The sequence below is a fragment of the Streptomyces sp. NPDC008092 genome (assembly GCF_042957285.1).
GTDB lineage: Bacteria > Actinomycetota > Actinomycetes > Streptomycetales > Streptomycetaceae > Streptomyces.
In genome coordinates this window covers 93,186-116,981 of record NZ_JBIBHY010000023.1, presented here as the reverse complement: position 1 = coordinate 116,981, position 23,796 = coordinate 93,186, and the positions used below count along the sequence as shown (strand labels likewise).

At 70.0% G+C, this 23,796-nt stretch carries 25 protein-coding genes; 6 read left to right on the top strand and 19 right to left on the bottom strand.

Annotation, left to right across the window (positions count from 1 at the left end; translation table 11 throughout):
- Positions 1-232 precede the first annotated feature (232 nt).
- Entirely contained in the window at positions 233-1,573 is a 1,341-nt protein-coding gene (gene murA, locus ACFZB3_RS46150; protein ID WP_089106630.1) for a UDP-N-acetylglucosamine 1-carboxyvinyltransferase, read from the top strand.
- 264 nt (positions 1,574-1,837) lie between these two features.
- On the opposite strand, the gene ACFZB3_RS46145 is transcribed toward murA, so the two are convergent.
- From ACFZB3_RS46145 to ACFZB3_RS46120, 6 genes are all read right to left on the bottom strand, one after another.
- Entirely contained in the window at positions 1,838-2,119 is a 282-nt protein-coding gene (locus ACFZB3_RS46145) for an HU family DNA-binding protein (RefSeq protein WP_189268239.1), read from the bottom strand.
- Positions 2,120-2,394: 275 nt separating this feature from the next.
- A complete protein-coding gene (locus ACFZB3_RS46140; protein WP_391389115.1) occupies positions 2,395-3,798 on the bottom strand; it encodes a malic enzyme-like NAD(P)-binding protein in 1,404 nt (467 codons plus the stop codon).
- Between the two features lie 336 nt (positions 3,799-4,134).
- Positions 4,135-6,486 (bottom strand): UvrD-helicase domain-containing protein, encoded by a 2,352-nt coding sequence (locus tag ACFZB3_RS46135; RefSeq protein ID WP_391389113.1) that lies wholly within the window; start codon positions 6,484-6,486, stop codon positions 4,135-4,137.
- Positions 6,487-6,732: 246 nt separating this feature from the next.
- Positions 6,733-7,554: a zf-HC2 domain-containing protein gene (locus ACFZB3_RS46130; RefSeq protein ID WP_391389111.1), complete on the bottom strand. Its 822-nt coding sequence runs from the start codon at positions 7,552-7,554 to the stop codon at positions 6,733-6,735.
- Positions 7,554-8,075: a sigma-70 family RNA polymerase sigma factor gene (locus tag ACFZB3_RS46125; RefSeq protein ID WP_010039908.1), complete on the bottom strand. Its 522-nt coding sequence runs from the start codon at positions 8,073-8,075 to the stop codon at positions 7,554-7,556. Before ACFZB3_RS46125 ends, ACFZB3_RS46130 begins: the two co-directional genes overlap by 1 nt.
- A gap of 433 nt (positions 8,076-8,508) precedes the next feature.
- On the bottom strand, positions 8,509-9,111 hold the full coding sequence (locus ACFZB3_RS46120; RefSeq protein ID WP_391389109.1) for an ABATE domain-containing protein: 603 nt from the start codon (positions 9,109-9,111) through the stop codon (positions 8,509-8,511).
- 307 nt (positions 9,112-9,418) lie between these two features.
- Here ACFZB3_RS46120 and ACFZB3_RS46115 point away from each other — a divergent pair, with 307 nt between their 5' ends.
- Positions 9,419-9,955, top strand: coding sequence for a peptidoglycan-binding protein (locus ACFZB3_RS46115; protein ID WP_391389107.1), 537 nt, complete (start codon positions 9,419-9,421; stop codon positions 9,953-9,955).
- On the opposite strand, the gene ACFZB3_RS46110 is transcribed toward ACFZB3_RS46115, so the two are convergent.
- From ACFZB3_RS46110 to ACFZB3_RS46080, 7 genes are all read right to left on the bottom strand, one after another.
- On the bottom strand, positions 9,906-10,640 hold the full coding sequence (locus ACFZB3_RS46110) for a helix-turn-helix domain-containing protein (RefSeq protein WP_391389105.1): 735 nt from the start codon (positions 10,638-10,640) through the stop codon (positions 9,906-9,908). The genes ACFZB3_RS46115 and ACFZB3_RS46110 overlap by 50 nt on opposite strands.
- Before the next feature lie 251 nt (positions 10,641-10,891).
- A complete protein-coding gene (locus ACFZB3_RS46105) occupies positions 10,892-11,248 on the bottom strand; it encodes a hypothetical protein (protein WP_391389103.1) in 357 nt (118 codons plus the stop codon).
- Positions 11,249-11,324: 76 nt separating this feature from the next.
- Positions 11,325-12,173, bottom strand: coding sequence for an alpha/beta fold hydrolase (locus tag ACFZB3_RS46100; RefSeq protein WP_391389101.1), 849 nt, complete (start codon positions 12,171-12,173; stop codon positions 11,325-11,327).
- 375 nt (positions 12,174-12,548) lie between these two features.
- Complete coding sequence (locus tag ACFZB3_RS46095; protein WP_391389150.1) at positions 12,549-13,709, bottom strand: uroporphyrinogen-III synthase; 1,161 nt, start codon at positions 13,707-13,709, stop codon at positions 12,549-12,551.
- Positions 13,710-13,803: 94 nt separating this feature from the next.
- Positions 13,804-15,171 (bottom strand): NarK family nitrate/nitrite MFS transporter, encoded by a 1,368-nt coding sequence (locus ACFZB3_RS46090; RefSeq protein WP_391389099.1) that lies wholly within the window; start codon positions 15,169-15,171, stop codon positions 13,804-13,806.
- Positions 15,172-15,330: 159 nt separating this feature from the next.
- The gene (locus ACFZB3_RS46085; RefSeq protein WP_391389097.1) at positions 15,331-16,254 is read right to left on the bottom strand and encodes a hypothetical protein; all 924 of its coding nucleotides are present in this window, start codon (positions 16,252-16,254) and stop codon (positions 15,331-15,333) included.
- A 118-nt stretch (positions 16,255-16,372) separates the two neighbouring features.
- Complete coding sequence (locus tag ACFZB3_RS46080; RefSeq protein ID WP_391389094.1) at positions 16,373-16,822, bottom strand: ATP-binding protein; 450 nt, start codon at positions 16,820-16,822, stop codon at positions 16,373-16,375.
- 233 nt (positions 16,823-17,055) lie between these two features.
- On the opposite strand from ACFZB3_RS46080, the gene ACFZB3_RS46075 reads away from it, so the two are divergent.
- Genes ACFZB3_RS46075 through ACFZB3_RS46060 form a run of 4 tightly spaced genes read left to right on the top strand, consistent with a single transcriptional unit; the run spans position 17,056 to position 19,083 of the window.
- On the top strand, positions 17,056-17,910 hold the full coding sequence (locus ACFZB3_RS46075; protein WP_391389148.1) for a Scr1 family TA system antitoxin-like transcriptional regulator: 855 nt from the start codon (positions 17,056-17,058) through the stop codon (positions 17,908-17,910).
- The gene (locus tag ACFZB3_RS46070) at positions 17,825-18,106 is read left to right on the top strand and encodes a DUF397 domain-containing protein (protein ID WP_391389092.1); all 282 of its coding nucleotides are present in this window, start codon (positions 17,825-17,827) and stop codon (positions 18,104-18,106) included. The genes ACFZB3_RS46075 and ACFZB3_RS46070 overlap by 86 nt, the downstream gene beginning before the upstream one ends.
- Before the next feature lie 4 nt (positions 18,107-18,110).
- On the top strand, positions 18,111-18,746 hold the full coding sequence (locus ACFZB3_RS46065; protein ID WP_391389090.1) for a hypothetical protein: 636 nt from the start codon (positions 18,111-18,113) through the stop codon (positions 18,744-18,746).
- A 37-nt stretch (positions 18,747-18,783) separates the two neighbouring features.
- Complete coding sequence (locus tag ACFZB3_RS46060) at positions 18,784-19,083, top strand: hypothetical protein (protein ID WP_391389089.1); 300 nt, start codon at positions 18,784-18,786, stop codon at positions 19,081-19,083.
- Here the strand turns inward: ACFZB3_RS46060 and ACFZB3_RS46055 are convergent.
- From ACFZB3_RS46055 to ACFZB3_RS46030, 6 genes are read right to left on the bottom strand one after another with little or no spacing between them, the layout of a single operon-like run.
- Positions 19,071-19,664 (bottom strand): hypothetical protein, encoded by a 594-nt coding sequence (locus tag ACFZB3_RS46055; RefSeq protein WP_391389087.1) that lies wholly within the window; start codon positions 19,662-19,664, stop codon positions 19,071-19,073. The genes ACFZB3_RS46060 and ACFZB3_RS46055 overlap by 13 nt on opposite strands.
- A gap of 3 nt (positions 19,665-19,667) precedes the next feature.
- A complete protein-coding gene (locus ACFZB3_RS46050) occupies positions 19,668-20,270 on the bottom strand; it encodes a hypothetical protein (protein ID WP_391389085.1) in 603 nt (200 codons plus the stop codon).
- A 19-nt stretch (positions 20,271-20,289) separates the two neighbouring features.
- Entirely contained in the window at positions 20,290-21,723 is a 1,434-nt protein-coding gene (locus ACFZB3_RS46045) for a putative T7SS-secreted protein (RefSeq protein ID WP_391389083.1), read from the bottom strand.
- Positions 21,723-22,046, bottom strand: a complete 324-nt coding sequence (locus tag ACFZB3_RS46040) for a hypothetical protein (protein ID WP_391389081.1) — start codon at positions 22,044-22,046, stop codon at positions 21,723-21,725. The genes ACFZB3_RS46045 and ACFZB3_RS46040 overlap by 1 nt, the downstream gene beginning before the upstream one ends.
- A 40-nt stretch (positions 22,047-22,086) precedes the next feature.
- Positions 22,087-23,124 (bottom strand): hypothetical protein, encoded by a 1,038-nt coding sequence (locus tag ACFZB3_RS46035; protein ID WP_391389079.1) that lies wholly within the window; start codon positions 23,122-23,124, stop codon positions 22,087-22,089.
- The gene (locus tag ACFZB3_RS46030) at positions 23,112-23,774 is read right to left on the bottom strand and encodes a hypothetical protein (RefSeq protein WP_391389078.1); all 663 of its coding nucleotides are present in this window, start codon (positions 23,772-23,774) and stop codon (positions 23,112-23,114) included. The genes ACFZB3_RS46035 and ACFZB3_RS46030 overlap by 13 nt, the downstream gene beginning before the upstream one ends.
- Positions 23,775-23,796 lie beyond the last annotated feature (22 nt).

Below are 23,796 nucleotides of genomic sequence, written 5' to 3'. Positions count from 1 at the left end.
CTTCCCGTCGCGTGGGGAGCCAATCCGGGTCCGCGGGTGAATGCAGCTCAGGGCGGAAGGGAGCGTCCCCGGCGCACGGACACGGGCGGTGACCCCATGTGTCCGATTAGGCACCGTTCGTGTTGTGACACAGCTATGACGTAGCTGGGTGGTCCGTGGGCTTACGGGAGGGGGCCGATGGGCGATTACTCTGTCTCTCCGGCCCTGCCCAACTCCATGGAACGCGAGATTCATGACCGTCAACGACGATGTCCTGCTTGTCCACGGCGGCACCCCGCTGGAGGGCGAGATCCGTGTCCGCGGTGCGAAGAACCTCGTGCCCAAGGCCATGGTCGCCGCCCTGCTGGGCAGTGCACCCAGTCGGCTGCGCAACGTTCCGGACATCCGTGACGTGCGGGTCGTACGCGGCCTGCTGCAGCTGCACGGGGTGACGGTACGTCCGGGCGAGGAGCCCGGTGAGCTGGTGCTCGATCCGACGTACGTGGAGAGCGCGAACGTCGCTGACATCGATGCCCACGCCGGGTCCAGCCGGATCCCGATCCTCTTCTGCGGTCCGCTGCTGCACCGCCTCGGCCACGCCTTCATCCCGGGCCTGGGCGGCTGCGACATCGGCGGCCGGCCGATCGACTTCCACTTCGACGTGCTGCGGCAGTTCGGCGCGACCATCGAGAAGCGCGCGGACGGCCAGTACCTGGAGGCGCCGAAGGGGCTGCGCGGCACGAAGATCCAGCTGCCGTACCCGTCGGTCGGCGCGACCGAGCAGGTGCTGCTGACGGCGGTACTCGCCGAGGGCGTCACGGAGTTGTCGAACGCGGCCGTGGAGCCGGAGATCGAGGACCTCATCTGCGTGCTGCAGAAGATGGGCGCGATCATCGCGATCGACACCGACCGCACGATCCGCATCACCGGCGTGGACAAGCTCGGCGGCTACACCCACCGGGCCCTGTCGGACCGCCTGGAGGCCGCGTCCTGGGCCTCGGCGGCGCTGGCGACCGAGGGCAACATCTACGTCCGGGGCGCCCAGCAGCGCTCGATGATGACGTTCCTGAACACCTACCGGAAGGTGGGCGGTGCCTTCGAGATCGACGACGAGGGCATCCGCTTCTGGCACCCCGGCGGCCAGCTGAAGTCCATCGCGCTGGAGACGGACGTGCACCCGGGCTTCCAGACCGACTGGCAGCAGCCCCTGGTGGTCGCCCTGACCCAGGCCACCGGCCTCTCGATCGTCCACGAGACGGTCTACGAGTCCCGCCTCGGCTTCACCTCCGCGCTGAACCAGATGGGTGCTCACATCCAGCTCTACCGCGAGTGCCTGGGCGGCTCGGCCTGCCGCTTCGGCCAGCGCAACTTCCTGCACTCCGCGGTCGTGTCCGGCCCGACCAAGCTCCAGGGCGCCGACCTGGTCATCCCCGACCTCCGCGGCGGCTTCTCGTACCTCATCGCCGCCCTCGCGGCCCAGGGCACCTCCCGGGTCCACGGCATCGACCTCATCAACCGCGGCTACGAGAACTTCATGGAGAAGCTCGTGGAACTCGGCGCCAAGGTGGAACTGCCGGGCAAGGCACTCGGATAACCACGCCTTCCCGCCCCCGGCCCAGGACAGTGCCCTCCGGCTGGGGGTCCGGGGGCCCGCGGCGGAGCCGCTGATGTCACAGCCCCCGGGCAGGCACAGCATGGAGAAGCTCGTGGAGCTCGGCGCGAAGGTGGAACTGCCGGGCAAGGCGCTCGGCTGACGCCTGCGAGAGCTGGTACGACGATGGGGCGGCCCCTGGTGGAGGGGCCGCCCCATCGTCGTGTTACGCGCCGTATGCCGTCCCGTGGCCTACGGACGGCAAGGTCACTTGCCCTTGGCGGATTCCTTGAGCTTCGAGCCCGCGGAGACCTTCACGCTGAAGCCGGCGGGGATGTTGATCGGCTCGCCGGTCTGGGGGTTGCGCGCGGTGCGAGCGGCACGGTGGGTGCGCTCGAAGGTCAGGAAGCCGGGGATGGTGACCTTCTCGTCGCCCTTGGAGACGATGTCGCCGACGACATCGGCGAAAGCGGCCAGCACGGCGTCGGCGTCCTTGCGAGTCACCTCGGCACGGTCGGCCAGCGCGGCCACCAGCTCACTGCGGTTCATGTTGTTACTCCCGTGTTCTTCTTGCCATTGAGGCGTGCCACGCGGCGGAGCCGCATGTTGGGCCGGGACGCATCCTGCCCCCACCTGCGGCGGGAACGCCAATCCGGGTGCCGCCCATACCCTACGGGTGGGCCGAAGGGGGGGTTTCACGACGCGCCGGTCGGATGGCGTGGCAAGTTTCACAAACGTTTGCCTGGGTCGGGTGTCGGGTGCCGGCCGGTGGGGGCTGGTCGCGCAGTTCCCCGCGCCCCTTACGGGACGCCCCCGAAGGGCGCTTACGCGCCCTTCGCCGCTTCCCGGACCGCGCCCGCCACCGCTCCCGCGACCTTCTCGTTGAAGACGCTCGGGATGATGTAGTTCGGGTTCAGCTCGTCCTCCGTGACCACGTCGGCGAGGGCCTTCGCGGCCGCGAGCATCATGTCGGTGTTCACCGTACGGGACTGGGCGTCCAGGAGGCCGCGGAAGACACCCGGGAAGACCAGCACGTTGTTGATCTGGTTCGGGAAGTCGGAGCGGCCGGTGGCCACCACGGCGGCCGTCTGGCGGGCGATCGCCGGGTCGACCTCGGGGTCCGGGTTCGCGAGTGCGAACACGATCGCGCCTTCGGCCATGGCGGCCACGTCGTCGCCGTCGAGGACGTTCGGCGCGGAGACGCCGATGAAGACGTCGGCGCCGCGCACGGCCTCCTTGAGGGTGCCGGTGAGGTTCTCGGGGTTGGTGTTGTCGGCGATCCAGCGCAGCGGCGAGTCGGCCGGGGCGTCCACGAGGTCCTCGCGGGCGGAGTGCACGACACCGTGGATGTCGGCGACGACGGCGTTCTTCACGCCGGCCGCGATCAGCAGCTTGAGGATGGCCGTACCGGCCGCGCCCGCGCCGGACATGACGACCCGGATGTTCTCGATCGCCTTGCCGGTGACGCGAAGTGCGTTCGTCAGGGCGGCGAGGACGACGATCGCGGTGCCGTGCTGGTCGTCGTGGAAGACGGGGATGTCGAGGGCCTCGCGCAGCCGGGCCTCGATCTCGAAGCAGCGGGGCGCCGAGATGTCCTCCAGGTTGATGCCGGCGAACCCGGGGGCGATCGCCTTGACGATCTCGACGATCGCGTCGGTGTCCTGGGTGTCGAGGCACAGCGGCCACGCGTCGATGCCGGCGAACCGCTTGAAGAGGGCCGCCTTGCCCTCCATGACCGGGAGCGCGGCCTTCGGGCCGATGTTGCCGAGGCCCAGCACGGCCGAGCCGTCCGTCACGACCGCAACGGAGTTGCGCTTGATGGTGAGGCGGCGCGCGTCCTCGGGGTTCTCCGCGATCGCCATGCACACGCGGGCCACGCCCGGGGTGTAGATCATGGAGAGGTCGTCACGGTTGCGGATCGGGTGCTTGGCCTGCATCTCGATCTTGCCGCCGAGGTGCATGAGGAACGTACGGTCCGAGACCTTGCCGAGGACGACGCCCTCGATGCCGCGCAGCTGCTCGACGATCTGGTCGGCGTGCGCGGTCGAGCTGGCCGCGATGGTGACGTCGATACGGAGCTTCTCGTGGCCGGACGCGGTGACGTCGAGGCCGGTGACCGAGCCTCCGGAGGACTCCACGGCGGTGGTGAGCTGCGAGACGGCGGTTCCGCTCGCGGGCACCTCCAACCGGATGGTCATCGAGTAGGAGACGCTGGGCGCCGTTGCCATGGCCGACTTCCTTCGTTGTGTCACCGTGTCGCTGGTTTTGCCGTCCGATCGTCGCACCTACCGCCGGGTAGGCGTTAGCCGAGCCTTATTGCGTACGTATTGTTCGCGCAAAAAAGAGGCCCACGTCACACGTGACGTGGGCCTCCAACGTTCATGACACCGACCCGCCATGCTCGCCTCGCGGCAAGTGGTCGCTCGTAGCGACGAAGGTTGGGCCCGGGGGCTTGGATCGAGCCGGTGTCACGACAAGGCTAACAAACAGATCCCGCGCGGCCATTCCCGTCCGGGGACTTCACAGGAAAACCCCGGCCGAACCAGCCGAACGGGCCTGCCCCGTCAGTCCCTGAGCAGGTCCGGCACCCCCGCCTCGTCCGGCACGTCCCGCTCGCCGGAGACCACCGTCAGCTGCTGCGTCGCCCGGGTGAGGGCCACGTACAGCACGCGCAGCCCGGCCGGGGACTCGTCGGCGATCTCCGCGGGCGAGACGACGACCGTGGCGTCGTACTCCAGGCCCTTGGCCTCCAGGCTGCCGAGGGCCACCACCCGGTCGCCGAGCCCGGCGAGCCAGCGGGACGCCTCGGCGCGCCGGTCCATGGCGACGACCACGCCGACTGTGCCGTCGACCAGGTCCAGCAGCCGCTCGGCCTCCGCGCGCACGGTCTTCTCCAGCGAGTCGCGCACGACGGCGAAGCGCGGCTCGACGCCGGTGGAGCGGACGGCCGAGGGGGACTTGGAGCCGGGCATGGCGAGGGCCAGGACCTTGGCCGCCAGTTCGGCGATCTCGGAGGGGTTGCGGTAGTTGACCGTGAGCTCGAAGCGGCGCCGCGGGCGGGTGCCCAGGGCCTCGTCGCGGGCCTCGGCCGCCTCGTCGGGGTCGGACCAGGAGGACTGGGCCGGGTCGCCGACGACCGTCCAGGTGGCGTGCCGGCCGCGGCGGCCGACCATCCGCCACTGCATCGGGGTGAGGTCCTGCGCCTCGTCGACGATGACGTGGGCGTACTCGACCCGCTCCTGGGCGAGCCGTTCGGCGCGCTCGCGCTGCGACTCCTCGCGCACCGGCATCAGCTCCTCCAGGCCGGTGAGCTGGTCCAGCGGGTCCGCCTCGCGCTTCCGCTTCGGGCGGGCGGGGGTGCCGAGGATCGCCTGGAGCTCGTCCAGCATGGCGATGTCGTGGACGGTACGGCCGTCCCGCTTCAGGGAGCGGGCCACCCGGCGGACCTCGCCCGGGTTGAGGACGCGGCGGGCCCAGCGGCCGAGGCGTCTCTCGTCGGCCATCGCGGTGAGGACGGCCTGCGGGGTCAGCTCGGGCCACCAGGCGTCGAGGAACTCGATGAAGGGGTCCTCGGTGAGGATGTCCTCGTCGAAGGAGGAGCGCAGCTCGGCGGCGAGCTCCGGGTCGGTGTGTCGGCCGGCCGCGCCGGAGCGGGCCCACAGGGCGTCCAGGAGGAGCTTGCGGGCGCGGGGGCGGAGCAGGTTGACCGGGGCCGTGCCGCCCAGCGCGTTGTGCCGGATGCGGTCGAGGTCCTCGGCCTCCAGCTCCAGGCGGCGGTTGAAGGCGACGACCCTGAGCCGGGTCGGTGAGCCGTTCAGCTCCAGGGCTCCGCGGGCGGCCTTGCGCAGCACCCGGAGCATCCGGGCGGAGCCCTTGGCGCGGGCGGTGGCCGGGGTGTCGTAGAGGGTGGCCTCGGCGCCGTCGACGAGGGAGCCGATGGCGCGGATGGCGACCTGGCCCTCCTCGCCGAGCGACGGCAGCACGCCCTCGGTGTACGCGACGAGGAGCGGGGTCGGGGAGACGATCAGGATGCCGCCCGCGTACCGGCGCCGGTCCTGGTAGAGCAGGTAGGCGGCGCGGTGCAGGGCGACGGCCGTCTTGCCGGTTCCCGGGCCGCCCTCGACGTAGGTCACGGAGGCGGCGGGGGCGCGGATGACGAGGTCCTGCTCGGCCTGGATGGAGGCGACGATGTCCCGCATGGTGTGGCTGCGGGCCTGGCCGAGGGCGGCCATCAGGGCGCCGTCGCCGATGACGGGCAGCGTGTCGCCGTCGAGGAAGGCGGTCAGCTCGGGGCGCATCAGGTCGTCCTCGACCCCGAGGACCCGGCGGCCCTTGGAGCGGATGACCCGGCGTCGTACGACACGCCCGGGATCGACCGGGGTGGACCGGTAGAAGGGCGCGGCGGCCGGGGCCCGCCAGTCGATGACCAGCGGGGCGTAGTCCTCGTCGAGGACGCCGATGCGGCCGATGTGCAGGGTCTCGGCGATGTCGGCCGTGTTGTCGCCGCGGACCGCGCCCTCGGCGGGTTCCACGGCCGTGTAGGCGCCGTCGGGCCCCTTCTTGCCGTCCTTGCCGAGGAGCAGGTCGATACGGCCGAAGAGGAAGTCCTCGAACTCGTTGTTGAGCCGGTTCAGGTGGATGCCTGCCCGGAAGACCTGCGCGTCGCGTTCGGCGAGCGCGCCGGGAGTGCCTACCTGACCGCGCTTGGCCGCGTCGTTCATCAGGAACTCCGCCTCGTGGATCTTCTCCTCGAGACGGCGGTACACCCGGTCGAGATGTACCTGTTCGGCGCTGATCTCACGGTCTCGGACGGAATCCTGGACCGCGTCCCGGAGCGAGTCCTGGACGGAGTCCTGTGCGGAATCCCGATCCGAGCCGTGAGAGCCGACCGCGGATTGCTGAGCCTGAGCGGCCACCGGGCCCCCTTCTGACGTGCTGGGCAGCCGTCAACCGTACGCGAAGGGGGCCCGCCGAAGCCAGGGCCTGTCCGGCGGATCATGCCGCAGACGCGGGACGTGGCACGCACATCTGCGGCGTTGTCGTCACTCGCCGACGCTCCGCGTCGACTCCCTCCTCCGCCTTGCAGCTGCACGCACCACGTCCCGCTCACCGGCACTGACAGCCGCCGCTGATTTCCTGCGGCCTGATCCGCCGGACAGGCCCTACGCGCTGACCGAGACGAGCTTCTTCCCGTCGAAGGTCATGACCTCGAAGTGGTCGATCTGGTTGGGGGTGAAGGCGGCCCCGCCGTGCACGTAGAGGGGCTCCTTGGCCTTCGCCGACTTGGCGTCGGTGATGCCGTATCCCCAGGTCGGAACGGACCAGGAGGTCACCGTCTCGCGCTCGCCGTTCTTGCCGACGGCGATCAGCGAGCACTTCTTCGGGCCGGTGACGTTCTCGAGCTGGAGGACCGCATGGGTGCCCCAGTCCTTCTTCTCCACGGCGACGGTGGCGCTGACGTGGGTCGTCGGGTCCGTGGCCGACTTCTTGTCGGTCATGGTCTGGAAGGCCGCCTGGGCAGGCCCCATGGCCATGTCCGCGTTGCCGTTGTCCGAGCTGCCGCTCAGCGCCACGCCGGCCGCCGTGCCACCGGCGATCAGCACGACCGAGGCGGCCAGTGCAAAAATGTTCCGCCTGCTGCGGACCTTCCGCTTCTCGGAGACCTCGACGACGAGCTTCTCGACCATCCGCGGGCTGGGCTTCGCGGACAGCGACTCGCCGATGGACGGGGTACTTCCGGAGCCCGGCAGATCCGCCAGGGCCGCGAGCATGGGCTCCATTCCGGCCAGCTCGTCGAGCTGCTGGGCGCACCATTCGCACCCGGCCAGATGGGCCTCGAAAGCGGTTGCCTCGGCGTCGTCGAGAATCCCGAGCGCATACGCGCCGACAGTCTCGTGCTCATTGGGCACCGGAGATTCCTGCATAGCACCAGACATACCCGAACCACCTGTGCCGAACCCGCCGTGCCCCCCGTACACACTCATCACGCCGTCACCCCCCGCTCCTCCAGTGCCAGCTTCATCGACCTGAGGGCATAGAACACCCGCGAACGGACGGTGCCGCTGGGTATACCCAGCGTTTCGGCCGCCTCGTTGACGGTACGCCCCTTGAAGTACGTCTCGACGAGCACCTCCCGGTGGGCCGGGGTCAGGTCGTCGAGCGCGTCAGACAGCGTCATCAGCCACAGCGCCTTGTCGATCTCGTCCTCCGCGGGGATGACCTCCAGCGGCGACGGATCGACCTCCTGCGGCCGGGCCTGCCGGCTGCGGTGACCGTCGATGACGATGCGGCGAGCGACCGTCACCAGCCAGGGGCGTACAGATCCGGTCGCCCGATTGAGCTGGCCGGCGTTCTTCCAGGCACGGATGAGTGTCTCTTGCACGACGTCCTCGGCGCGTTGCCGATCACCGGCGACCAGCCGAAGGACATACGCAAGGAGAGGTCCGGCGTGCTCTCGGTAGAGGGCACGCATCAGCTCCTCATCAGGCTCCGAGGGCTGGGACATGCGATGTCGGGCCCTCGATCCACGTTCATTGGCCACGGCCGCATCCTTGCGCACGCCCACCTCCGGTGTCCGGGGGTTCCCCCAGTCGGTCGCTCCCCCACCGGTACGGAAGTGACTCGCGGTGTGTTCAACAAGACCCCACATTTTTCTGCGAGGTGACATGACGAGCGGGACATGACCCCACATTCCCACCGCGTGATCTTTACATTTCCGACACAACGTCGAGAGCGGCCGGACTGCCCGTACTCACCCGTCACCAAACGGAGTGTTGTCGAAATCACTTTCGCGGAGCTTCGATGAAGATCCGGCAGAAGCCGCGAATGGGACGGGAGTTGGGATACGGAGTGACGGCGGTCACGTGCGCCCACGTGCCCTCGCGCGGGTTGCGGGGCGCCGGGGACCCCGGCCGGCCTCCGCCGCGGCGGGGGCGCGTTCACGCTCGCGCGAGGGCGGCGCGGCGCCGGTGCCGGGCCACCCGCTCACGGTTCCCGCAGACCTCGCTGGAGCACCAGCGGCGCCTGCGCCCCCGGGAGGTGTCCAGGTACACGAGGGGGCAGTTGTCACCCTCGCACTCCCTGACCGCCGCCCGCGCGACGGGGTCGGTGAGCAGCTCCACGGCGTCCCGGGCGACGGCGGCCAGCAGCGCCGCGCAGCCCGGCGGTCCGGCCAACTCCCGCACCAGGACGCCGTCCTCGTCGGGTACGGCGCGCGGGGCCGGGGGTGCGGCGGCGCGGGCCAGGTCGTTGACGCGGGCGAGGGCGAGGTCGTACGGCCGGACCCCGGGGGTGGTGCGGTCGCGCACCAACCGCCCCACGTGTCCCCGCAGTTCACGGAAGCCCACGAGCCAGCCGGCGTCGGCGTGGGCCAGCGGGGTGCCCGCCGGGACGAGTCCGGATCCGGTGATCCAGGCCCGCAACGGTTCGATGCCGTCGAGCCGTTCGCCGGGATGCGTGGTCGCGAGCAGATCGAGGCAGATCCGCCCGGCGTCGAAGCGCAGCTCGTAAGCGGACGCGGTCGCGGCCGTACCCAGTGCCATGTGCCTGTCACCGCCTAGGACAGGGGAACCGTTCTGTTCACAGTGCCCGGTGCGGCGGGCGGCCGGAAGTCCTCGTACCGGTGTTCCGTCGTTCCCCGCGTGTTCCGCGGTTCCGCGGGGTTCCCGTGCGACCCCGCTCCGGGCGGGGACGCCGGTGCCCGGCGCACGGGCCGTCCCCGTTCGGTCCGGATACCCCGGCAGGCCTCGCCGTCCCCCGCTCCGGGCCGTGACCCTGTGTCCTGCGAACGCACAGCGAGCCGCCCCAGGGGGGACCCGTGAGGGACGGCGGTTCAGAAAGGACACGTTCATGAGCATGCGCACCCGGATCGTCGCCACGGCGGCGGCCGTACTGCTGGGCGCCGGCAGCCTGGCCCTGGCGCCGGCGGCGAGCGCCGCCGCGCCGTACCACGGCATCGACGGCGGCGGCGCCGTCACCGACGACTGGCAGGACGAGGAGAACCTCGGCGTCGACGACTACGCCCAGAGCAACGCCACGGCCCTGTGGGAGACCGTGCTGTGGGCGGACGGCGCCCAGTACCAGGACGACGACGGCGACTCGCACCCGTTCGAGAAGAGCAAGATCGACGGCTCGTTCGGCCCCGAGACCGAATCGGCCACCCAGTGGTGGCAGGAGCACTTCGGCCTGTCGGACAACGACGGCGTGGTCACCGAGCAGAGCTGGACCTTCGCCCAGCAGCGGCTCACCGGCCCGGCCGCGGGCAGCGTCGTCACGTTCCACGGCACCGCGCACAACGCCACGCTCAAGCGGATCAGCAGCAAGTACCGGGTGCGTATCAAGGGCACCGGTTCCTGGCTGATCGCGTACTACGACCAGCGCGGCTGAGCGCACCGCCGGGGCGGGCGACGCCGGTGTCGCCCGCCCTGCGGGGCAGCGCCCACACCAGCCCGGCGGCCAGCAGCGCGGCGAGGACGGACGCGGCGACCGCGGCGATCCGCCACCGCCGCTGTCCTGCGGAGGACTTGGGCGGCTCGGCCGCCGGAGCGGACCCGGCCGCCGCGGCGGCAGCGGCGGCTGTGGCGGTGGCCGTGGCGGCAGTGGCGGCGGCGGTGGCCGCTGTGGCGTCGACCGCCGCTTGGACTGCCGCCTGGACCGCCGCTTCGGCCGTCCGAACGGCGGTCCCTTCGGCCGCGCCGTCGGTCGTCGCGGCGGTCGTCGCGGCGGCTGTCGCGGCGGTCGGCGCTCCGGCGGTGGCTCCGGCCGTCGCTTCGGCCGTGGCTGCGGCCGCCGGTTCCGCCGTGCCCGGCGGCCACGCCTGCTCGGCCAGTTCCCACAGCGCCAGGAGCCGCCCCTGGTCCCCGCCGGCCAGCCGGCACAGCACCTGCGCGGCGGCCCGCGGCGGCAGTCTGTCGCCGCTCAGATAGCGCTGCCAGGACGACTTGCTGTACGCGGTGCGGCGGGCCAGTCCGGCGAGGCTGAGGCCGGTACGGCCCTTCAGGACCCGCAGTTGCTCGACCAGATGCCGGGCCTCGCGCGGCAGTGTGGCCGGCAAGGGCTGCCAGCGTGTCATGTTCCGTCCCCGTCCCCGTCCCGTCCCCCGTTGCCGTGGTCCGGCGCCAGCGTGCCGCCCTTCGGCCGGGATCCGGCAGAGCGCACATCCGCGGAGCGGGGCACGGTCCGTCGCACGCGCGCGGCCGCACGGGACGGCCCGGCGCGCCCGGGAAGGAACGGGCCGGAGTGGCGGGCGGCGAGCCGCGCCCTACGGCCCGCCGCGGGAACCGGCTCCCCAGAACGCCGTACGCCGGTCAGCGGGTTCGCCGGTCAGCCGGTCCGCTCATCGCCCGTGGCGAAGAACCGCCGCACGTACTCCCCCGGCGGCAGCCCGCTCTCCCGCATGAGGGAGAACACCTCGGCCCCCTCCCCCGGCGTCCCGTCGATGCGGAACGCCTCGGCGAAGCCCGCGTACTCGACCTGGTCGAGCGCATCGCAGTACTCGGTCGCCTCGGTCTCGGCGCGGGCGATCGCCTCGTCCGGCGAACGGGCGGTCCACAGCGTGACCCGCTCCTCGTAGACGCCGAGGACGCGGTGCCGGAACACGCACCGGACCCCGAACCAGGCCGGGTCCGCTGCTCCGGGAAACGCCATACCCCACCTGCCCGCGACGACTGTGCGGATCATGATGTCACCGGTCCGGGTGCCCGGTGGCGACAGCGCCCCGGCCCATGGCGGTGGACCGGGGCGCCTGGCGCGAGCGTCAGCTGACGGCCCTGGCGGCGTCCCTGATGAGATCCGCGACGATCCTGGGGTGGCTGAGCATCGCGACGTGCGAGGAGCCGGGCACTTCGACGACCTTGCGCGCGTTGGCGCGGCTGTACATCCAGCGCTCGCAGGCCGGCGGGATCGCCTTGTCCTGGCCGGCGACCAGCCCCCAGGTCGGGATCGTCTTCCAGGCCGCGGCCGTGGTCGGGAAGGTGAAGGAGTCGGCGTCGAACGGCCGCTGCGTGGCCTGCAGGACCCGGAAGTCGGCGGCGGAGAGGTCGGCGGCGAAGGCCGCCTGGCCGTCCTTGCTCAGGTACAGATCGGTTCCGGTGGTGCCGTCGGCCTTCGTGTACGGCACCGGCACGCTCACCGGCAGGACCTCGCTGCCGGGGAACTTGCCGATGAGATCCCCCTGCGTCTCGCCCACCTCGGGCACGAACGCCGCGATGTAGACCAGCGCCTTGACGTTGGCCTTCCCGGCCGCGGCGTTCGTGATGACCGTGCCGCCCATGGAGTGCGCGACCAGCACCACCGGTCCGCTGATGGAGTCCAGCAGGCTCGCGATGTAGGGGGCGTCGGTCGGAATGCCGCGCAGCGGGTTCGAGCCGCAGACCGTGGTGTAGCCCTTGTCCTGCAGCTCCCGGATGGTGGCGTTCCAGCAGGACGAGTCGGCGTAGCCGCCGTGCACCAGCACGATCGTGGGCTTCACCTTGGATCTCTCCTCGCCGGTTCCGGCCGGGGCCGCCGCGGCGGCCGTTCCTTCCGAGCCGGCTGTCAGCGCCGCCGCGCCGGCCAGCGCCGCGCCGGCGGCCAGTACCTTGCGGCGGGAAACCTCGGTGCTCATGGCACTCCTCACACAGTGGTCTTGAGGGTAGGGATCTGACCGGGAGCTCGCCGCTGAGCGGCTGCGCGCGGGCGGCGGGCACCACCTGGACGGGTGTGCCGTCAGGAGGTCGGCGCGGTGGGCTGGGTTCAGCGCGGTGGGCTGGGTTCAGCGCCGTCGGCTGGGTTCAGCGCCGTCGGCTGGGTTCAGCGCGGTCGGCCGGCTCGGTCGCGCACGGCCGAATTTGATCGGTGTGGCATGCCTTGGACCCTATGGAGGGCACTTTTACGGTGGCACCCGTCATATGACGGGTATTCCGGGGCCGGCGGCCCGGTTCCGCGGCTTCCCGAGCGGGAGACCGGGTGCGGAAGTCGGCACGGCTCCCGGGCCGTCGCCTCACACGTCCGCGTACTTCGCGTCCGCCGCCGGGTCCAGCGCCAGCCGGTAGCCCCGCTTGACGACGGTCTGGATGAGCTTCGGCGCGCCCAGGGCCGTACGCAGGCGGGCCATCGCCGTCTCCACGGCGTGCTCGTCGCGCCCGGCGCCCGGCAGCGCACGCAGCAGCTCGGCGCGGGCCACCACCCAGCCCGGCCGCCGCGAGAGCGCCCGCAGCAGGGACATCCCGGCAGGCGGCACCGGCTTCAGCGCGCCGTCGACGAGGACGGCATGCCCCCGGATCTCGACGCGGTGACCGGCGATGGGCAACGCCCGGGCCCGCGAGGGCAGTTCCTGGCAGAGCAGCTGGACGAGGGGGCCGAGCCGGAAGCGTTCCGGCTGGACGGTGTCGACGCCGAGGGCCTGCAGCGGCAGGGCCGTCACCGGTCCGACGCAGGCGGGGACGACGTCGTGGCCGAGGGCGGCGAGCAGGTCGCCGAGGAGCCCGCGGTGCTCGGCGCGGGAGACGAGGGAGGCCGCGGCGGGGGCGCTGGTGAAGGTGAGCGCGTCGACCGAGCGGGAGACGACGGCGTCCAGGAGCCGGTCCACCGGTCCCAGGTCCTCCGGCGGCATCCACCGGTACACCGGCACCGGCACCACCTCCGCGCCCGCCGCCCGCAGCGACTCCACGAACCCGGGCAGCGGCTCCCCGTGCAGCTGTACGGCGATCCGGCGGCCGTCGACGCCCTCCTCCAGGAGCCGGTCGAGCACCTCGGCCATGGACTCGGAGGACGGCGACCACTCCTCGGTCAGCCCGGCCGCCCGGATGGCCCCCTTGACCTTGGGCCCCCTGGCCAGCAGCTCCACGTGCCGCAGCCGCCCGAGCAGCTGCTCCCCGAAGCCCCACCCGTCGGCGGCCTCGACCCACCCCCGGAACCCGATCGCGGTGGTGGCCACCACGACATCCGGCGCCTGGTCGATGATCTCCTTGGTGGCGGCGAGCAGTTCACCGTCGTCGGCGAGCGGCACGATGCGCAGGGCGGGGGCGTGCAGCACGACGGCACCGCGCCGCTGCAGCAGTGCCCCGAGCTCGTCGGCGCGCCGCGCGGCCGTGACCCCCACGGTGAACCCCGCGAGAGGGCCGTGCGGACCGGGGTCCGGCCGCTGCTGTTCCTCGTCCATGGCCATGACTGCTCTCCTAGCTGACCCGCATGCCGAACGAGCCTGTCAACGGCGCGTGACAGGCTCGGTTCGGGTTGATGTCACCGGTGTTACGTCACACTTCGGCGTAGCTGAGCTGCGCCTTTGCCTCGGTGGCGGCCGCCGCCTGCTCCCGCACGGCCGGCCGGCGAAGGTATACGGCCCAGGTGACCGCGAAGCACAGGCCGTAGAAGACCAGGAAGGCGACGAAGGCACCGGTGCCGCTGCCGTAGGAGAGGTACGACTGCCGGAAGGCGAGGTTGATGCCGACGCCGCCGAGCGCGCCGACCGCCCCGATGAGCCCCATGGAGGCCCCGGACAGCCGCCGCCCGTAGGCCGCCGCCTCGTCCCCTTCCAGCCCCTTGGCGAGGGCCTTGGCCTGGAAGATGCCGGGGATCATCTTGTACGTCGACCCGTTGCCGAGCCCGCTGAGCACGAACAGCACGACGAAGACGGTCACGAACATCGGCAGCGACTTCTGCATGCTGGCGACGACGAGGAGGGCGGTGGCGGCGGCCATGCCGACGTAGTTCCAGAGCGTGATCCGCGCCCCGCCGTACCGGTCCGCGAGCCAGCCGCCGACGGGCCGGATCAGGGAGCCGAGCAGCGGGCCGATGAAGGTGAGGTAGGCGGACTGGAGCGGCGTCCGGCCGAACTGGACCTGGAGCACCTGCCCGAAGGCGAACGCGTACCCGATGAACGACCCGAACGTGCCGACGTAGAGGAAGGACATGATCCAGGTGTGGCCGTCCTTGGCGGCGTCGATCGCGGCGCCGGTGTCGTTCTTCACGGTGGCGAGGTTGTCCATGAAGAGCGCGGCGAGGACGGCGGCGACGACGATCAGCGGGATGTAGATGCCCAGCAGCACCCGCGGCCCGCCGCTCGCCCCGATGATCGCGAGCGCGACCAGCTGGATGACCGGCACGCCGATGTTCCCGCCGCCGGCGTTGAGCCCGAGCGCCCACCCCTTCTTCTTCAGCGGGAAGAAGGCGTTGATGTTGGTCATGCTGCTGGCGAAGTTGCCGCCGCCGATCCCGGCCAGCAGCCCCACCAGCAGGAACGTGTCGAAGGACGTCCCCGGCTTCATCACCGCGAACGCGGCGACGGTCGGGACGAGCAGCAGCCCGGCGCTGACGATCGTCCAGTTCCGGCCACCGAAGACCGCGACGGCGAAGGTGTACGGCACCCGGACGACCGCGCCGACGAGCGTGACCATCGAGGTCAGCAGGAACTTGTCGGCCGGGGTGAGTCCGTACTCCGGCCCCATGAACAGCACCAGCACGGACCACATGGTCCAGATCGAGAACCCGATGTGCTCGGAGAGAACCGAGAAGACCAGGTTCCGCCGGGCGACCTTCTCGCCGGTCGCGTTCCAGAACGCCTCGTCCTCCGGATCCCACTCCTGGATCCAGCGACTACGGGAAGTAGGGGCTGGGGCTGTCATGACGCCTCCACGGTGCTCCGCGTGCTCGGTCTGCTACGAGTGACTAGGCCACGAAGGTAGGGAGGCGTCGTTTCCGCGCTGTGGCTGTGGGTGACCGGAAGGGAACGTTGCTCTCACCCGGCGGCACGGCCCGGTGAGAGGTCGGCACGCGGGGGTGGGTCAGCGCGAGGGGTACGGGGGCTGCGGGGGCTGCTGGTGGTAGGGGCCGGGGGCGTACGGCCCGGCGGGCTGCGGGGGTGGGGCGTAGGGGCCGGGGGTGTAGGGCGCGGGGGGCTGCTGACCGTAACCGGGGGCGGGCGGGGCGGGGGGCTGACCGCCGTAGGGACCCTGACCGCCCTGGCCGCCGTACTGGCCGTACTGGCCGTACTGGCCGTAGGGACCGGCCGGCGGCGAGGGCTGCTGCCACGACTGCTGGGGCTGCGGCACCGGCCCCGGTTGCATAGGCATAGGCACGGACATGGGCGCAGGCATGGCCATGGGCATAGGCATGGGCGTGCCGGGCGGCAGATACCGCACCCGTCCGCCCTCGCCCGTCACCGGCACGAACCCGGCGGCCCGGAGCCGCTGCGCGAACTTGGCGTTGCGCCCGCGCGTGACGAAGAACCCGAGCCCCATGACGGCCATGAGGAGAACCCACACCACACCGGAGACGACGAACGCCCCCGCACTCCCGCCGGCCCGCGCCGCGGCCAGCACCAGCCCGAGGGTGAGACCGCCGGCCCCGAGCAGCATCCGCTTCTCGGCGTTCTTCCCGGTGAGGTCGAACTGGATCCGGGCCTTGAGGAGTTCGACGGCGTCGGGCACGAGGGGCGGCAGCGAGACACCGTCGGCGGCGTTCGGGTACTGCGCCCAGTTCTGCGCGGCGCGCGCCCGCCCCTGCGGGCTGTGGTCGGGCACGATGAGGAGTTTGAGCACGTTGTTGCGGGAGCCGGTGTGGCGGGCGTCGGCGTACTCGTACCCGAACTGCTGGGCGACGAAGGCGAGCCGGGCGAGCTTCTTCACGGAGGCCCAGGCGTTGGTGAGTTCGACGGGCTCACCACTGGCCATCAACTGGAACATCTTCCGTACCTGCCGCGCGCTCATCGCATCCGCTCCCCGTCGGCCGAGCCACTCTTTTCACTTCTGCAACCCAGGAAGTGTTCCATGCGGCATCCACCGGGTGAACGGCCGACGATCGGATTGACCGGAGCTTGACCTGCCGTCAGCACGTACCGACCTCGAACCACAGCAGCTTCCCGGCACCGCGGTCGAGCGGACCGCCGTCCCCGACGGACAGGCCGCCCCACGAGTCGGCGTACTCCTGCACGAGACACAGCCCGCGCCCGTCCTCGGCCGCCGCCGGGACGAACGGCACACGGTCCCAAGGGGGCTCCCCGAAGGGCGCGGGGATACGCGGGTGACTGTCCCAGACCCCGACCCGCAGCCGGCCGTCCGCGAGGGCGGTGAGCCGGAGGGAGGCGGGGCCGATGGTGTGCCGGTAGGCGTTGGTGACCAGCTCCGAGGCCAACAACTCGACGGCGTCCAGGACTTCGAGTCTGCCGTGGCCGCTCAGCGCCGCCCGTACGGTCATGCGTGCGACGCGTGCCGCGCGCGGGTCGTGCGGCAGACGGAGGGCGTACGTCCAGGTGTCGGGCAGGGATACGGTTCCCATGGAGACCTCCAGCGAGAACGAGAGGAAGGGGAGGCGGACCGCGCTCAACGACCGCGCCGGGCGGTGGCTCTGCCCGGGGGTGCTCTTCCGGCTTACGGGCGTGGGGAGTTGAGCGGTACAGGCACTACAGTAGGCCGCACACGGGAGATACATCTCCATCATCGGGGAGATGTACCCGCATTTACCTCCTGTGGGTGACAAACGAGCCGCACATCGGCCGGGAAGGACACGCCGTGCCGCCCACCAGCAACCCCACCCTGCGTCAACGGCGTCTCGGCACGGAGCTGCGCAAACTCCGTGAGCGATCCGGCCTCACCGTCACCCAGGCCGCTGCGCATCTGGGCGTCAACCAGGGGCGCGTCAGCATGATCGAGACAGGCCGCAGCTCCCTCAGCGCCGACCGCGTCCGATCACTGGCATCGGCGTACGACTGCTCGGACGCCGCCGTTGTCGACGCCCTGGTGGCAATGACCGGACGCCGAACGGGTGGCTGGTGGGAGGAGTACCGCGAACACCTGCCGGCCGCGTTGGTCGATCTGGCCGAACTCGAACACCACGCGACCGGGTTGCGGGTGGCCCTCGCGATGCACATTCCCGCATTGCTGCAGACCGCCGATCATGCCCGTGCCCTCTTCCGGGCCGTGGTACCGCCCATGCGGCAGTACGAGATCGAGCACCGCCTCACGCACCGCATGAAACGGCAGGGCATCCTCCATCGCGAGAAGCCGCTTCCGTATACGGCGATCATTCACGAGTCGGCTCTTCGCATCCGGTTCGGCGGCCCCGACGTCAGGCGCGGCCAGCTCAAGCACCTCCTCGACATGGGCGAGCTGCCGAACGTGACCGTCCGGGTAATCCCCTTCGACGCGGAGTACTACCCGAGCACAGGCCAGTCCTTCGACTACGTCGAGGGCCCCGTCCCCCAGCTCGACACGGTGCAGCTGGACACGCACCACGGCGGGTGCGGATTTCTCGACGGGGAGGCACAGTTGGCCAAGTACCGTGCCGTGCTCGACCACATGGAGTCCTGCGCGCTCGGCCCCGCCGAGTCGCACGCCTTCGTCCAGAGCCTCGTCCAGGACATCTGAGAGAGCGACCGTGCACATACTCCACTGGCGGAAGTCGACGTACAGCGGCGACAGCTCGAACTGCGTCGAGATGGCCACCACCCCTGCGGCCGTCCACATCCGCGACTCGAAGAACCCGGAAGGCCTCCGCCTCACAGTCAGGTCCTCCGCCTGGACCCACTTCACCTCCTGCCTGCCACAGCCCCGGTCACAATGACCGCATGGGAACGGACATCCACGGCTGGATCGAGTGCCGCACCTGGCGGGAAGGCCTGCCCCACGACGAGACGGCATGGTCCCCGGCCATCAGCCTCCCGATGCTGGGGATGCCGAGGGACTACGACGGCTTCGCCTGCCTCTTCGGCGTACGCGACTTCGGCGCCACGTGGCGCCCCGTGGCGCCGAACCGAGGCCTGCCGCCGGACATGTCCCCCGAGGTCCGCGAGGAGCACGCCACCTGGGCGGCCGCAGCCTTCGCCGAGACCTGGCTGACCTGGCCGGAGGCGAGGGCGATCGACTGGACGGAACCGGCGGTCCCCCGCACCGCCCACATCACCCGCTACGACCGCACCCCGGACGGCACCCTCCGCCTGCTCCACCACCACGACTGGAGCAGAGGCTTCGCCCGAGCGAGCGGCATCGACACGCTGACGTCGTCCCCCGCCGACCTGGCCGCCCTCTGCCCCGAGGGCACGGAATGGACCACCGGCACCACGGTCTACCGAGCCGAGCGCGCCCGCCGCAGGGACGCGCTCCCGGAGGACGGCCCGTGGGCACCGGTGTGGACGGTGATGGAGACCTTGGCGGGGGTGCACGGGGAGGGGAATGTGCGGTTGGTGGCGTGGTTCGACGAGTGACCGCTCGTTATCCTCTACCGGACTGACTCACGAACGTGTGCAAGGCAGCGAGCAGGAGACACGGATCGGCCCGGGCTCGGCCCTGCTGAAGGTGCTCGCGCTCCTGGTCCTCGCCGTCTACCTCATGGCGATGTCGGTCGTCGTGTCCCAGGTGGGTTGGATTCTACCCAGTAGAGCGACCGCACTCGTGTGCGTCTTCGCCATCGGCGCCAGCTGGATGACGCTGGCCATGGTCCCGTGGGAGAGGCTCGGCCTCGCAGCGGTCGTAGGGGACCGCTTCGCATCGCATCGCCCGGCAGCCGTGCCTCCATGCCGCGGCGATGGTCACTTCCAGTGAAGCGACTTGGCGACCGCCTCGAACAGATCGACCATGGCGTCGGCGAACATGTCCAGCGGCGTCGAGAAGGTGAGCAGGAGAACGGCGTCGGTGCCGGGGACGCCGACGGCGTAGTCGACCACGGTCACGGGCAGTTGGTTGCCGGAGGAATCGTCGGCATCCGGGACCGTACGGGTGCGCCGCGTGGTCGCCGGGCCGGCGAAGGGGAGTTCGACAGTGGCGACCTGCTGAGAACGGCCTCGGGCATCCAGGCGGAAACCCTGCTCCGGAGGGACGACGGTCACCAGGAGAGATGAGGACAGGGGCACCGGCCCGATGGAGGTCGTAGAGATGTAGAGCTCAACGCCGCCATTCCCATAGCCCTCTTCGGCACGAGCGAGAAGAGCTTTGCTGAATTCCCGCTTGAGCAGCACGGCGTCGTCCTGACCGTCGAAGACCCGTTCGGCCAGTGCTCTGATCGGTCCTTTCCAGCCGTCGGGCTCAAGCGGAATCCGGAACCAGCCGTCCGGAACGACGAGGCCGTAGTCGGTGGGCGGGACGAGCCCGCCGTCGGAGAGACCGCGGGCGGCAGCGTCTGGCATTCCTCAGTCTTCCTTGACCTCAGCGAGTTCCAGCGACTCGGCCAGCGTCTGTGCGAGTTCCAGCAACGCTTCGCCGAAGACGAGATTCGTCCACGACATGCGAAACACGATGACGTTGTCGACCTGCGGCGGAATGACCGCGTAAGTGACCGTCTCCATCATCGTCTTCTTCTTGAAGAGCGAACCGGTCTCGACCGACAGGAGCTCCTGGACACGTACACCGTGACCGGCCGGCAGATTCACCTCGGTCACGCTGCGCCGCTCAGGAGACGTGGGCAGAACATCGTCCAGGAGGTCGGGGAGGCGGTCCACGGACCGGTATCCGTCCCCGTCGTAGTCGTGGACCTCGTAGACAGCGGTCAGGGCCTTGGCCGCGTCGATCACGTAGGCATAGGCGAAGGTGGGGTCGCCCAGGTCGGCGGTCTCCGCCACGCGTGCCAGCGTCGAGGCCAGTTCACGGAGCTCACTGCGCGGCGCCTCGGCGCCCAGATGGCTCCGTGCGGCTTGCTTCGCCCACTCGCTGAACCCCGCGTTCTCTCCCACGGGAAGTCTGATGCAGCCTTCCGGCTCGGAGATCAGGCACTGCCACACCACGTCGTCGCTCACCCGGAAACAGTCCTCGCGGTCAGGAGCCCACTGTCCAAGCAGACTTCCACTTGTTGTACGGATTGTTCCACTCCGTGAGGCCGTGGAGCTTGTCGTTTCCGTCGATGGCGGTCGCCGCGGCAGTGTAACCGAGCCACCTCTGCCCAGCGGATCGCACATAGTCGGTGAACTTCACACCGCCCATGCTTTCGAACTTGCCGAGAATCGGCACCTCTTTGAGCGCCTTGCTGGACTCGACCCACTCGGGATTCCCGAAGGGCCGGGCTCCTCGCCAAGCGTCCCTGCCGAAAAGCTTCCCCACGTCCTTGAAGTCCTTGAGTCCCTTCACGGCGTCCGCCGTGTCCTGGTAGATCACCTTGGGATTCAGGACGTGCTTGAACTCCCCGAGCTTCCCGAAGGCTCCCGGCAGGTCGCCCGCGAGTCTCCTCGACGCTTCTTCGGCTGCTTGGTTCGCGACCTTGGTGGCCTTGCCCTTCAGGGTGTTGGCCGCCTTCACCGATCTGCCGGACAGCGAGTTGGCGGCGAGGTAGTCCGCCCTGGCGGAGCGACTCGCCGTCTGCACACCCCGCACACCCGCGGCAGCCGCCTTGCCCGCGGTCAGGGCGGCACGTCCCAGCCCCAGCGTGAGCAGAGCCACGCCGTCCAGAACCAGGTCGGCGATGCTTGCATCTCCCGAGAAGACCAGCACCAGGTGGCAGGCGAGGGACACCACCGTCGCGAGCAGAGCAATCGCGTCCAATACACCCGCCAGCGCCCAGCCGACCACCGGAATCCAGCCCACCAGCAGCGAGGCGAGGGCACAGGCTGTCGCCACCCAGCCCGCGATGTCCGCGATGCTCTTGAGCGCTCCCTTGATGTTCTCCCAGGTGGAGTCCCTCAGTTTGTCGTGGTCGATGAGCGCCTCAAGAGCGCGAGCCGCTTTCTCCCCGGCCCGGTTGCGGGCGTTCTTGGCGTCGTGCACCCGCTTGACGGCGTCGTTGACACGACTGTCGACCTCGTCTCGCTTCGTGGTCAGGTCGTGCTTCTGCTGTTCGTAGTCGCTCGCGGACTTGTCCAGGGCGTCGAGCGACCTGTCGAGACGGTCCCGCTCCTCGCGGTCGCGCTCGGCGTCGTTACGGGCTTTGTCCGCCGCCTGCTGGGAGGACGCCAGAACGGAGGCGTACTTCTCATCCGGCCGGTCCGTCTGCTCGCCCAGGAGGTCGGCGGCCGTCTCGAAGCGGTCCAGGACCTTCTTCAGCCGTCCGACGGTTCCCTCGGCCGTCTTGCGGAATTCGTCGGCGGCGGCACTCTGCCAGCCGTCCACACCGCAGAGGGCCTCGATGTTGCCCGTCTGCCTCCTGATGGCATCGGCCACCGAGCGGAATCGCCGGCCCAGCTTCGCGACAGCCTCAGGGTCCCCGGACACGGGGTCGGAGTCCAGCTCGACCGGTGACCAGTCTTTCGGCCGGGACATCATCCCCCTTGCTTCTGGGGCTTCTTCCCCTGCTCGCGGACCGCGTTGGCGAGGTCGGTGTCGATCTGCTCGTAGGCCTGGGCCGCAGCTTTCGTGATGGCCGCGAGTTTGGTCAACTCCCCTTCGAGCTTCCCTCGCTTGTAGTCCCAGTTGTCGGCGAAGTCGTCGAGCCGGTGCGTGAGTTCCTCGTGACCGACGACCTCCCGGCTCCAGCCGTACTTGTCCTTGTCGTCGAGCCCCTGCAACTCCTCGACGATCTTCTCGATACCCGTGGAGACGCTCTTGAGCACGTCGAGATCGTCGATCCTGGTCCTGTCACCCACGACGCCTCCTACGGCCGAAAGGCTCCGGCCGACTCATCGCTCACCTGTTGACTGACTGGATCTCCTGCACGATGACATCCTGGGTGGCCCCGAAGGTGCCACTGGGCAGGTTGCGGTTCGGCACGCCCGTACCAGTCCAATGGATCTTCCAGGTGATCGTGGCCTTGAGCGGATACGAGCCCGCGCCCGAGGACCGCAGGTACTTCACCCCACAGGGTGGCGTCTCGCCGGCCTTCCCCTTGGCGTAGGCCTCGCCGATGCTGTTGTTCTTGAACTCACAGACACCCGACGCCGGATACGTCACCGCATCCGAGGTACCGGGGTCGATCTGGAGGGAGTACGGTTCGGCGGTGGTCGTGGCGGTGATGCCCAGTACGGGGACGGACGCGGTGACGGAGACCGGCTTGAACTCGGCAGCGTCCAGCCAGGCCCAGGTGGGAAGGTTGACCTTCGTCTTGTCGGCCGGGGCCAGGGTCACCTTCGTCCCGGGGACGCGGATCTGGTTGTAGGCGAGTTGGGCGAGGATCTCCGGGGTGACCGCCTGGGGCACGTCCGCCGGCGGGTCGTCACCGGTGTCCACCCAGAAGATGGGCTTCGTGCAGTCGAGCGCGCCGGGGTCTCCCTCACGGCCCTTCGTGACGTACGAGTCCCACCAGTAGCCCTTGCCGGCCTTGTCCTTGTTGAAGTCCGTGTACGGCTTACCGTTGACGTAGCGGTCGCGCTGCTGGGCGTCCCACTCGTAACCCGTCGAGTCGACCGCCCAGATCGGCGTCAGGTAGGCCTCAAGTGCATCGGGTGAGTACTTGGGTGCGTAGTAACAGGCCGGCGGGGTCCAGGTCGTGGTCGGCGTCACCGCGCCGGTTGATGCCCCGGAACCGTTCTTGGAGAGGTCGTAGACGACGCCTGCCGTCGCTGAAATATTGCCCTTGCCGTCACTTCCACCGGAAGTTTTCGTATCGGGGTCGCCATTCGTGCTACCCCCGGGCCCGTAGCCCGCGAATGCCTGCGCAGGGCAGGCCAACAGAGCTGCTGCGGCAAGTATGACAACTGCCGAATTCCGGAACTTCATGGCTGGCATACGGAGCTCCCCCGCTGCGACGTCAGCTTCTCGGTGATCCAGACACCCTGCTTGTTGACTTGAAGCAGGCTGTTGTAGAGGACGTAGTCGTCCTTCGACGCCTTGGTGACCTCTGTCTTCCCAGTCTTCAGGCTCTTGTTGTAAGCCTTGGTCTGGTCCTCGCAGTAGACAAGACCTGCGGTCCCGTCGTCGTTGATCTGGACCTTGGCATCGAAGTAGCGCTTGGCTCCGGTGATCCGGCCCTTGTAGTCCACGAACTCCTGGATGAACTTCTGGCTGCCCGCAGCCGCCAAGCCCTCGGAGTAGAAACGGTAGGCCTTGTCGAGCGGAGCTTGCTTAGCGATCGCCATGTCCACAGCTTTGATGAACTGCTCAGTGTCGCTGAGGACAGCGTCCTTCTTCTCGTCGCCCGTCTTCGCCCACTCGAATGTGTACGTCAGATCCGACGGCAACGTGATCTTCGGACGCCCCGACTCGGCCGCCGAAGCCGAAGCACTCGGCGAAGCCGGCGCCGAGCTCCCCGTGTCCGCCCCCGCGATCTTGCCGTTCGCGTCGGACTTGTCTCCGCCCCCTCCGCCGCAGCCGGCAAGCAGCAGTGCGGCCGTCACACCGGCGGTGGCTGTCGTGAGCAGGCGGGAACGGCGGGTCACGGTGGGCTCCTGGTGGGGCGGT